This is a genomic window from Streptomyces griseorubiginosus, assembly GCF_017614965.1.
GTDB lineage: Bacteria > Actinomycetota > Actinomycetes > Streptomycetales > Streptomycetaceae > Streptomyces > Streptomyces griseorubiginosus_B.
On the sequence record NZ_WVUG01000314.1, the window covers coordinates 1 to 10,111 of the forward strand.

At 71.6% G+C, this 10,111-nt stretch carries 8 protein-coding genes; 5 read left to right on the top strand and 3 right to left on the bottom strand.

The window, feature by feature from the left end; genetic code table 11:
* Window positions 1-1,598: SulP family inorganic anion transporter (locus GRC12_RS36780; protein ID WP_208784457.1), on the bottom strand; the 1,598-nt coding region annotated here is incomplete at its 3' end.
* A 332-nt stretch (window positions 1,599-1,930) separates the two neighbouring features.
* Here GRC12_RS36780 and GRC12_RS36785 point away from each other — a divergent pair.
* On the top strand, window positions 1,931-3,202 hold the full coding sequence (locus GRC12_RS36785; RefSeq protein ID WP_208784458.1) for a hypothetical protein: 1,272 nt from the start codon (window positions 1,931-1,933) through the stop codon (window positions 3,200-3,202).
* 15 nt (window positions 3,203-3,217) lie between these two features.
* On the opposite strand, the gene GRC12_RS36790 is transcribed toward GRC12_RS36785, so the two are convergent.
* The gene (locus GRC12_RS36790) at window positions 3,218-4,198 is read right to left on the bottom strand and encodes a nucleotide-binding protein (protein WP_208784460.1); all 981 of its coding nucleotides are present in this window, start codon (window positions 4,196-4,198) and stop codon (window positions 3,218-3,220) included.
* 101 nt (window positions 4,199-4,299) lie between these two features.
* On the opposite strand from GRC12_RS36790, the gene GRC12_RS36795 reads away from it, so the two are divergent.
* Entirely contained in the window at window positions 4,300-5,124 is an 825-nt protein-coding gene (locus GRC12_RS36795) for a Fic family protein (RefSeq protein ID WP_133044235.1), read from the top strand.
* A gap of 340 nt (window positions 5,125-5,464) precedes the next feature.
* Here the strand turns inward: GRC12_RS36795 and GRC12_RS36800 are convergent, their stop codons facing one another.
* The gene (locus GRC12_RS36800; protein WP_208784462.1) at window positions 5,465-6,298 is read right to left on the bottom strand and encodes an HAD family hydrolase; all 834 of its coding nucleotides are present in this window, start codon (window positions 6,296-6,298) and stop codon (window positions 5,465-5,467) included.
* A 575-nt stretch (window positions 6,299-6,873) separates the two neighbouring features.
* On the opposite strand from GRC12_RS36800, the gene ssd reads away from it, so the two are divergent.
* From ssd to GRC12_RS36815, 3 genes are all read left to right on the top strand, one after another.
* Entirely contained in the window at window positions 6,874-7,986 is a 1,113-nt protein-coding gene (gene ssd / locus GRC12_RS36805; protein ID WP_208784464.1) for a septum site-determining protein Ssd, read from the top strand.
* Window positions 7,983-9,278: a TadA family conjugal transfer-associated ATPase gene (locus tag GRC12_RS36810; protein WP_439959927.1), complete on the top strand. Its 1,296-nt coding sequence runs from the start codon at window positions 7,983-7,985 to the stop codon at window positions 9,276-9,278. Before ssd ends, GRC12_RS36810 begins: the two co-directional genes overlap by 4 nt.
* The coding region (locus tag GRC12_RS36815) for a type II secretion system F family protein (RefSeq protein WP_244374334.1) at window positions 9,271-10,111 on the top strand (841 nt) is incomplete at its 3' end. The genes GRC12_RS36810 and GRC12_RS36815, both read left to right, overlap by 8 nt.

A 10,111-nucleotide genomic window follows, 5' to 3' on the forward strand; every position in this document is an offset into this window, starting at 1 on the left:
GTGCCGGACGCGCCGGAGGGCGGTGCGGTCCGTGGGAGCTCGCACTGGTGGTTGCGCCAGGGGGTCCAGGGGCGGCAGCGGCAGCCGACGGAGGGGGTCGAGGCGGCGGTTGACGGGGCTCCGGGCTCCGTCCCGGGGCCGGGCCGAGGTGTTGCGGGCTCGGCGTCGCTCAACCCCGTGCGGCGGCCGGTGATGTCCGCGGTACCGCCCTGTGCGGTGTGCGTGTTGTGCCAGTCCTGCAGTGACTCGTACGCCGCGTGGTCCATGAACGACCCGTCCAACTCCACGACGGCGTGCGCGCTGTGGGGTACGAGATGCAGGGCGCGGCTCAGCCGCGGTACCGCGAGGAACGTCAACTGGCCTCGGACATGTACGTGATGGACTCCTTCCTTCTCCTCGTGCGTGATGCGGGTGTGGGCGAGGCGCTGCATGGCGACGGCGACGGCCACGGCGATCCCCAGCGCGACGCCTTCCAGGACGCCGAAGACCACCACGCCGAGTGTGGTGACGGCGTACACCAGCACTTCGCGGTGGCGGGTCACCGTGCGGATGTGGTGCAGGGACACCATCTGGATGCCGACGGCCATCACCAGGGCGGCGAGTGCGGCGAGCGGGATGCACTCCAGGATCGGGACCATCAGCAGCGCGGCGATCACTACGAGAACGCCGTGCAGCATCGTGGAGTTCCGGCTGACGGCACCCGCCTTCACGTTCGCCGAACTTCTCACCGCCACCCCCGCGACCGGCAGTCCGCCGAGTGCGCCGGAGACCACGTTGGCGGTGCCCTGTCCCAGCAGTTCGCGGTCGAGGTCGGAGCGGCCCACCCGGACTGTGAGGCCGGGGCGGGCGGCCGCCAGCTTGTCGACGGCGACGGCGCCGAGCAGCGACTGAACGCTGCAGACCAGGGTGGTGGTGAGCACGGCGGCGGTCAGGCCGAGCACCGGGCCCTCGGGCAGACCGGCCAGGGCGTGGCTGCTCCAGGACGGCAGGTCGACCCTGGGCAGGGTGAGGCCGGCGAGCGAGGCGGCCGTGGTGGCGCCGGCGACGGCGACGAGCGGGGCCGGGACCGTGCGCAGCAGGCGCCCGGCCCGCCCGGGAACGCGCGGCCAGAGCAGCAGCAGGGTCAGGGTCAGCGCGCTGACGGTCACCGAGGCGGGCTGCAGCCCCGCCAACTGGGCGGGCAGAGCGCGCAGGTTGGCGAGGACGGAGCTCTGCGGGGTGCCGCCGAGGACGATGTGCAGCTGGGCGACGGCGATGGTGACGCCGATGCCGGCGAGCATGCCGTGCACGATGGCGGGGCTGACGGCGAGCGCGGTGCGCGCCACGCGCAGGCAGCCGAGGCCGAGTTGGGCGAGACCGGCGAGGACGGTGACGGCGCAGGTGGTACGCCAGCCGTAGCGGTGGATGAGGTCGGCGGTCACCACTGTCAGGCCCGCCGCCGGCCCGCTGACCTGGAGGGGGCAGCCACCGAGCCGGCCGGCGACGATGCCGCCGACGGCGGCCGCGACGAGGCCTGCCTGGAGCGGTGCGCCGGTGGCGAGGGCGATGCCCAGGGACAGCGGGAGGGCGATCAGGAAGACCGCGATCGAGGCGGACATGGTTCCCGTCTCCTCCGGGGCAGCGCGGTCGCGGATCAGGTGGTCCCCGCCCGGGGCGGGGTCGGAACGCGGCCGTGGGTCACGGCGTACAGCGGGATGGATCAACGCTCGGTAAACGAATCGTAATTCAGAGTAAAGGGCAGGCATAGACTTTTCTGGCAAATGGCGTATTAGCTCACCTGAATGAGTGAAGCGGGCATTTCATCGGCTTGTCGTACTAATTCCTTCTCGGTCCCGTGCGACCTTGACGGCGCTGTCGGGTCCGCCCGGCACATCGCCAGAAAACGCCCTTACCGGCGTCGGTTTGAGAGAAGGAAGAAGGTGGGCGGAAGATGGCCGCCACCCAGAGGGTTGCCACCGGAGCAGTGATCGCCGCAGCCTGCGCCGCGTCGCTCGCCGGCTGCGCGATCGGCACCAACGGCTCCAAGCCGGGTGCCTCCGGTCCCCAGATGGCCAGGCCGGCCCAGGCGCCGGGCAGTGTGGTCCGACTGATCGGCGACGGCTCCACCTCGTACACCGGAGCGCAGCCGCACCTGCCCAGACCGGAGCGGCTCAAGCCCGGCCAGAAGCCCCCGCAGTTCGTCGTCTTCTCCTGGGACGGCGCCGGTGAGGACAGCCAGAAGCTCTTCTCGCACTTCCGCAAGGTCGCCAAGGCCAACCACGCGACGATGACGTATTTCCTCAGCGGCGTGTACATGCTCCCGGAGGACAAGCGCGACCTGTACAAGCCGCCGCAGCACTCGCCGGGGCGCTCCGACATCGGCTTCAACGACGAGAAGGGCATCGCCGACACCGTCAAGCAGCTCCGCCTGGCCTGGCTGGAGGGCAACGAGATCGGCACCCACTTCAACGGCCACTTCTGCGGCAAGAACGGCGGCGTCGGCGAGTGGTCGGTCGACGAGTGGAAGGACGAGATCGCCCAGGCGAAGCAGTTCGTGAAGTCCTGGAAGACCAACGCCGGGATGAAGAGCGCGGCCCCGCTCCCCTTCGACTACGACAAGGAGCTGATCGGCGCCCGCACCCCCTGTCTGGAGGGTCAGCAGAACTTCGTGAAGGCGGCGAGCCAGCTCGGTTTCCGCTACGACACCAGCGGGGTGAACGAGCAGGTCTGGCCGAAGAAGAGGGAGGGCCTCTGGGACCTGTCGATGCAGCTGGTGCCCTTCCCCGGGCACTCCTACGAGCAGTTGACCATGGACTACAACTTCATGGTCAACCAGTCCGGCACCCGGACCCAGGGCGACCCCGACAAGTTCGCCTACTGGGGCGACCAGATGCGGGAGGGTCTGTTCGCCGGTTTCAGGCGCGCCTACGACGGCAACCGGGCGCCCCTGATCATCGGCAACCACTTCGAGTCGTGGAACGGCGGCACCTACATGCACGCCCTCGACGACGTCATCGAGAACGTCTGCAACAAGCCCGAGGTGCGCTGCGTCTCCTTCCACCAACTGGCCGACTGGCTGGACGCCCAGGACCCGCAGGTCCTGGCGAAACTGCGCGGCCTGAACGTCGGGGAGGCCCCGAAGCAGGGCTGGGCGTCCTTCCTGTCGGGCCGCCCGGCCCCAGCGCCGAAGGGCGTGCCCGGAGCGCCGGCGGCCAGGCAGTAGCCGACCCGAGGGCAATCAGGCGGTCGGAGTCAGGCTCTCGCCCAGCACGAACCCGGGGTCGACCTGAGCCGCCAGGTCGGCCCCGGTGCGCGCGTTGCCCCATGAGTCGGCGTTCTTCAGATGGAAGTGCACCATCTGCCGGGTGTAGCTCTGCCAGTCACGCAGTTCGTACGTCGCGTCCGCGGCGACCTGAAGCGTGCGCAGGGCACGGCGGTTGACGTCCTCCAGCAGCTCGAACCGGGGCGGACGGCCCTTCTCCATGGCGCGCACCCAGTCCGAGTGCCCGACGGTCACCAGCAGGTCGTCCCCGACCTCGGCGCGCAGGAAGTCCAGATCGTCCTGCCCCTGCACCTTGTTGCCGACGACCTTCAGGACGACGCCGAAGTCTCGGGCGTGCTCCTTGTACTGGCGGTAGACGGAGACCCCCTTCCGGGTCGGCTCGGCCACGAGGAACGTGATGTCGAAACGGGTGAACAGGCCGGAGGCGAAGGAGTCCGAGCCCGCCGTCATGTCCACCACGACGTACTCGCCCTGTCCGTCCACCAGGTGGTTCAGGCACAGCTCCACCGCCCCCGTCTTGGAGTGGTAGCAGGCGACCCCCAGGTCGGCGTCGGTGAAGGGGCCGGTGACCATCAAACGGACGGTGCCGCCGTCGAGTTCCACCGGCCGGGCGCAGGCCTCGTACACCGGGTTGTCCTCGCGCACCCGCAGCAGCCGTGAGCCCTCGCCGGGCGGGGTCGTCTTGATCATCGTCTCGGCGGAGGCGATGCGGGGGTTGGATCCGCGCAGGTAGTTCTTGATCAGGGGCAGTCGGTCGCCCATCGCGGGCAGCGCGGCGGCCTCCGTCTCGTCCAGGCCGAGGGCGGGTCCCAGGTGCTGGTTGATGTCCGCGTCGATCGCGACGACCGGCGCGCCGGCGGCTGCGAGGTGACGGACGAACAGGGAGGACAGGGTGGTCTTGCCGCTGCCACCCTTACCGACGAAAGCAATTTTCATGTTCACGAAGCGTAGTCGTGAGATAGCTGTATGTGGCAGACGGGCGTGAAGAAGACCACTCATTCGTGGGGCACGCGCGCGGGGTGGCTAGTGTCGTACTCATGAGTACGACAGGCGCGACCGCCGATCCGCTCGCCGCCCTGGGCTCGCTGCCCGGCGTGGCCGAGTCCGTGGAGTCCGTGCGGAAGGCCGTGGACCGGGTCTACGGGCACCGGGTCATGCGGCGCCGCAGCAACGAGATCACCTCTGAGGCGGCGCTGCGGGGTGCCCGCGGCTCGGCGGCCCTGTCCGGCGCCGACTGGGCACTGGAGGAGGTGCGCCGACGCACCGACTTCAGCGGTGACGGGGACGCGCGCGTGATGGGCGCTGCCCTCAGGCTCACCGCCGAGGCCGGACAACTGCTGTCCATCTGGCGGCAGTCCCCCCTGCGGGTGCTGGCCCGGCTGCACCTGGTGGCCGCCGCGACCAACGGGGACGAGGTGGGGCGGCCACGGCGGGCGGGCGAGCCGGTCGACGAGCCGTTGGTCGAGCTGCGGCTGCCGGACGCCGACGAGGTGCACGGCAGGCTCGAGGGTCTGTCCGAACTGATCATCGCCGGCAGCTCCGCCCCCGCCCTGGTGACGGCGGCCGTCGTGCACGGCGAACTCCTCGCGCTGCGCCCCTTCACCTCCCACAACGGCCTCGTGGCACGCACCGCCGAGCGCATCGTCCTGGTGGGCAGCGGCCTCGACCCGAAGTCTGTCTGCCCGGCGGAGGTGGGCCACGCCGAGCTGGGCCGGGCGGCCTATCTGGCGGCGCTGGAGGGGTACGTCTCCGGAACGCCGGAGGGCATGGCCGCCTGGATCGCGCACTGCGGGCGGGCGGTCGAGCTGGGTGCGCGCGAGTCGACGGCCGTGTGCGAGGCACTGCAGCGCGGGGCGGCGTAGCAGCTTCCCTTGGGGAAAAGAGGTGCGGCGGTACGAGGATTCGTACCGCCGCTGGCATGCTCACCGGGTTACCAAGCGTCCTCGATATGTTGCCCATCAGGTCGGGAACTTTGCCCGTCACCTGGTGCGGCTGGCCCGTAATCGACGGGTCGACGTCGCGTGGGTGCCCGGTGTTCATGCTCGGTCCGTGGGGCCAAATGCGTTGTTTAAGGTGATCCTCTCGGATGTCCTTGGTCTCGCGGGCCGTAAACCCTTTGTACTCCAGGCGTGATGCAAGCGGAACCCCTGCCCGCGCTTCTTTACTTTTGGTCTCAAATCAGTTTCAAACGGGCGCCGGTCATCACGCCGGTGTCGCCCGTCGCCTGCTCGCGTACCAGACGAAGCCCGCTGTGGCGGCCGCAGCGCCGATCGCCGCGACAGCGACAAGGGCCGGACGGGGCGGTACCGAGAACGTCGGAATCCGCTGCTTGAGCCGGACGGGGCGGTGGAAGTCCAGAATCGGCCACCCGCGCGCGAGTGCCTCGCGGCGCAGTGCGCGGTCCGGGTTGACGGCGTGCGGGTGGCCGACGGCCTGCAGCATCGGCAGATCGGTGGCGGAGTCGCTGTAGGCGTAGCAGCGTTCCAGGTCGTACCCCTCGGACTCGGCCAGTTCCCTGACTGCCTCCGCCTTGGTCGGGCCGTACGCGTAGTACTCCACCTCGCCGGTGTAACAGCCGTCCTCGCCCACGACCATGCGGGTGGCCACCACCCGGTCGGCGCCCAGCAGTTCGCCGATCGGCTCGACCACCTCGGCGCCCGAGGTGGAGACGATGACGACGTCGCGGCCGGCCGTGTGGTGCTCCTCGATGAGGGAGGCGGCCTCGTCGTAGATGATCGGGTCGATCAGGCCGTGCAGGGTCTCGGCGACGATCTCCTTGACCTGCTGGACGTTCCAGCCGCGCACGAGCTGGGAGAGGTACTCGCGGGTCCGCTCCATCTGGTCGTGGTCCATACCGCCGACGAGGAAGACGAACTGGGCATAGGCGGTGCGCAGGGCGGCTCGGCGGTTGATCAGGCCGCCTTGGTAGAAGGACTTGCCGAAGGTGAGCGTGCTCGACTTCGCAATGACCGTCTTGTCCAGGTCAAAGAAGGCCGCTGTGCGGGGCATCGAGTGGTTTTCCACGACCCCGAGCATAGGCGCAGCCCATTCGGCGTAAGGTGGGCGCGTGGGTTTGCCTGAGAGGGCTCTCGGGTACACCATGGAAGTCACGGATCGTTCGCGACCGTGCTAACCCGGTCCGGCTCCTCCCCCCCCGAGTCGGCCGTGGAGACGACCCCCGCTCTCCCCCCCGGCGGGGGTCGTCGCATGTCCGGGTGGGTTTTTCCTCTCTCCTCGCTCTCGTACGGCTGTCCTGGTGCCGCTGCGGGAGCCCGTTCGCCATGCTCATGACCTGTCACTCACTGTAGTCGTCGGGCTGCTCTGCGGATGTCGTACGTGGATCCGTGCAGGGGTCACCGGTATGGGTGACGGCCATATTCACAACCGCCGACTTGTCCACAGTTATCGACCAAGATCCACACGATTTCCGGGATCGCTGCACCGTGATTCCAACGCGTCCCGCACGGCCCGAGTTCATGACGGGTTCCGGTTAGTCGGGCGGGTTTGGCCGGTTCCTATCGGCCGTTCATATGGAGGCCGCTTGCCGGTTCTTCAGATGTTTGGGAATCGCGGGGCCGCAGGGGCCTTCGCGAAAGACACAGCGAAGGGGGATGGAGCACGTGACCGGAGCCGTCACACACGACCCACCGCCCGCCGTCCCGGGGCGGCAGGCCGGACCACTCATCGTCACGGAGGACGCCGATCTGCTCGACGACCTGCTGCGGCTGTGCGCCGCGGCGGGAGCGACACCGGAGGTCCACCACTCCGTACCGGAGCGCGCGGGCAGCTGGGAGGCCGCACCGCTCGTCCTGGTCGGCGACGACGCCGCGCGGCGGGTGCGCGGGGCCGCGCGCAGAAGGGGAGTGGTGCTGGTCGGCCGCGACCAGGACGACTCCGGCGTGTGGCGCCGGGCCGTCGAGATCGGTGCCGACCACGTCCTGGTGCTGCCCGACGGCGAGCAGTGGCTGGTCGACCGCATCGCCGACGTCGCCGAGGGCGTCGGCCGGCCCGCCCTCACCATCGGGGTCATTGGCGGACGCGGCGGGGCCGGGGCGTCCACGCTCGCGTGCGCCCTCGCCGTCACCTCCGCACGCGAGGGACTGCGCACCCTGCTCGTGGACGCCGATCCGCTGGGCGGCGGACTCGACGTACTCCTCGGCGGCGAGAGCGCGGAGGGACTGCGCTGGCCCGCCTTCGCCGCCTCGCGCGGCAGGGTCGGCGGCGGCGCTCTGGAGGAGTCGCTGCCGGAACTGCACTCGCTGCGGGTGCTGAGCTGGGACCGAGGGGACTGCGTCGCCATCCCGGCCCAGGCCGTCCGCGCGGTGCTCGCCGCGGCCCGACGGCGCGGTGGCACGGTCGTCGTCGACCTTCCGCGCCGCATCGACGACGGGGTCGCCGAGGCCCTCGCCCAGATCGACCTCGGCATCCTCGTGGTCCCCGGTGAACTGCGGGCCGTCGCGGCGGCGGGCCGCGTCGCCTCGGCCGCCGGGATGGTTCTGCGAGACCTGCGCGTGGCGGTACGCGGCCCGTACGCACCCGGCCTCGACGACCGGGAGGTGGCCCGGCTGCTCGGTCTGCCCCTGGTCGGCGAGGTGCCGGTGGAGGTCGGACTGGTGCGACCCGGGGAGGGCAGGACACCGCCCGGAGCCGCCCGGCGCGGCCCCCTGGCGCGCTTCTGCAAGGAGTTCTGGGAGCGGGCGCTGATGGAAGCGGGTGCGGCGTGAGCGCCTCTTCGGGACTCCTCGACGGAGTCCGCCAATGGCTGGTGGAGAGCGGGGCAGAGCCGACGCCCGCGCGCGTGGCGCAGGCCCTGCGGGAACAGGGGCGGGTGCTGGGGGACGCCGAAGTCCTCGGCGCGGCCGAGCAGTTGCGGTCCGAACTGGTCGGCAGCGGCCCCCTGGAACCGCTGCTCGCCGACCCCTCCGTCACCGACGTCCTGGTGTCGGCCCCGGACCGGGTGTGGGTGGACCGCGGCGGCGGCCTGGAACTGACCGGAGTCGCCTTCCCGGACGCCGCGGCCGTACGACGCCTCGCGCAACGGCTCGCCGCGGTGGCCGGACGCCGGCTCGACGACGCCCGGCCCTGGGCGGACGCCCGGCTGCCCGACGGCACGCGCCTGCACGCGGTGCTGCCACCGGTGGCCGTGGGCTGCACCTGCCTTTCCCTGCGAGTGGTACGGCCCCGGGCGTTCACGCTCGACGAACTGGTCGCGGCGGGCACGGTACCGCCGGGCGGGGACCGGGTGCTGCGGACGCTGATGGAGGCCCGGCTGTCCTTCCTGGTCAGCGGGGGCACGGGCAGCGGCAAGACAACGCTTCTGAGCGCACTGCTGGGGCTCGTCGGGCCCGGTGAGCGGATCGTGCTCGCCGAGGACTCCGCCGAACTCAGGCCGGACCATCCGCACGTCGTCCGGCTCGAGACCAGACCCGCCAACCAGGAGGGCGCGGGGCTGGTCACCCTCCAGGACCTGGTGCGGCAGGCGCTGCGGATGCGGCCGGACCGGCTGGTCGTCGGCGAGGTGCGGGGGCCCGAAGTGGTGCACCTGCTCGCCGCGTTGAACACCGGCCACGAAGGCGGCTGCGGCACCGTCCACGCCAACGCCGCCGCCGACGTCCCCGCCCGGCTGGAGGCGCTCGGTACGGCGGCCGGGCTCGACCGGGCGGCGCTGCACAGCCAGTTGGCGGCCGCGCTGTCGGTGGTGCTGCATCTCGTACGAGACCGGGCGGGACGGCGCCGCATCGCCGAGGTGCACGTGCTGGAGCGGGACCCGTCGGGCCTGGTCCGGACGGTGCCGGCGCTGCGGTGGGGCGTGCGGGAGTTCGAGCGGCAGCGCGGGTGGGAGCGGCTGCGGGGGTTGCTCCACGGCGAGGTGTCGGGAGGAGAGGTGCTCGGGATGTCGGGAGGAGAGGTGCACGGGATGTCGGGAGGAGAGGTGCACGGGGTGTCGGGAGGAGCGGAGCACGGGGTGTCGGGAGGAGCGGAGCACGGGGTGTCGGGAGGAGCGGGTCATGGGTGAGATCGCCATGGGGGGCGCTGTGTTGTGTGTGGGCGCCGCGGCGCTGCTGCTGGGCGGCTGGCATTCCGGGGCGCGGCGGGCGCAGTTGCTGCTCGCCGGCGGCGGGGTGGTGGGAACCGGACCGCCGTCCTGGCGGGAGATCTCCGGGCGGCTGCGGCGGATGCGCGGACGGCTCGGGGCCGAATGGTGGGTCCTGGCAGCCGGGTTGGCGCTGGCGGTGCTGGGGGCCTCGGTGCTGCCGGTCCTCGCGGGGGCGGCCGGGGTGCCGTTGGCGCGGCGGATCCGGGTGGCCGGGCAGGTCCGCCGGGCACGGGAGTCACGCGGGAACGCGGTGATCGCGCTGTGCTCGGCGCTGGCGGGTGAGGTGCGTTCCGGGCGGCAGCCGGGAGAGGCGCTGCTGCGGGCCGCGCGGGACTCCGGGGGACTCGGCGAAGCCCAGGCGGCGGTGCTGGCGGCCGCGCGGTTCGGCGGCGATGTGCCCGGCGCGCTCTCGGGCGCGGCCCGGCAGCAGGGCGCCGAAGGCCTGTTGGGGCTCGCGGCCTGTTGGCGGGTTGCCGTGGACCAGGGAGCGGGCCTCGCCGCCGGACTCGACCGGCTCGAAGCGGCGTTGCGGGCGGAGCGGGACCAACGTGCGGATCTGCGAGCCCAGTTGGCGGGCGCCCGCTCCACGGCACTGATGCTCGCGGGCCTGCCGGTGCTTGGCCTCCTGCTGGGCACGGCCCTGGGCGCCGACCCCCTCCACGTCCTGCTGCACAGCGGCGCGGGCCTTGGGTGCCTGCTGATCGGCGGCCTGCTGGAGGGGCTGGGGATGTGGTGGGCGCTGGGGATCGTAC

Bases quoted from the DNA above. Each gene is read 5' to 3' on its own strand.
- GRC12_RS36790 (WP_208784460.1), bottom strand. From the start codon at position 4,198: ATGAAAATTGCTTTCGTCGGTAAGGGTGGCAGCGGCAAGACCACCCTG.
- GRC12_RS36785 (WP_208784458.1), top strand. From the start codon at position 1,931: ATGGCCGCCACCCAGAGGGTTGCCACCGGAGCAGTGATCGCCGCAGCC.
- GRC12_RS36800 (WP_208784462.1), bottom strand. From the start codon at position 6,298: ATGCTCGGGGTCGTGGAAAACCACTCGATGCCCCGCACAGCGGCCTTC.
- ssd (WP_208784464.1), top strand. From the start codon at position 6,874: ATGGAGCACGTGACCGGAGCCGTCACACACGACCCACCGCCCGCCGTC.
- GRC12_RS36795 (WP_133044235.1), top strand. From the start codon at position 4,300: ATGAGTACGACAGGCGCGACCGCCGATCCGCTCGCCGCCCTGGGCTCG.